This window comes from Bacillus sp. SIMBA_005, assembly GCF_046535585.1.
GTDB lineage: Bacteria > Bacillota > Bacilli > Bacillales > Bacillaceae > Bacillus > Bacillus pumilus.
This window is the reverse complement of the sequence record NZ_JAWRWI010000242.1, coordinates 1-285: the sequence shown is the minus strand read 5'-3', so window position 1 is coordinate 285 and position 285 is coordinate 1. Positions and strand designations below refer to the sequence as shown.

The window sequence follows — 285 nt, the reverse complement described above, 5'->3', positions numbered from 1 at the left end:
ATGGTATCCGAAATGCTTTCTGAAGCAGGTCATTCTGTATCCTATCTTAAGGGCGGAATGAAAGCATGGAGCGAACATTTAGAGCCGGTAAAAGTCGGGGATTTAAAAGATGGCGGTGAGATGTATCAGTTTGTTCGAATCGGTAAAGGCTGCTTGTCATACATGGTCATTTCCAATGGTGAAGCGGCGATTATTGATGCGACGCGTATGGTAGATTTCTTTATGGATTTTGCGAAGGAGAAGAGTGCGACGATTACTCACGTATTTGATACACATCTTCACGCG

Annotated in this window: 1 pseudogene; it reads left to right on the top strand. The window is 43.9% G+C overall.

Annotated elements, in window-relative coordinates:
• Positions 1–285, top strand: a pseudogene (locus SB660_RS19935) (MBL fold metallo-hydrolase); the annotation flags it as partial.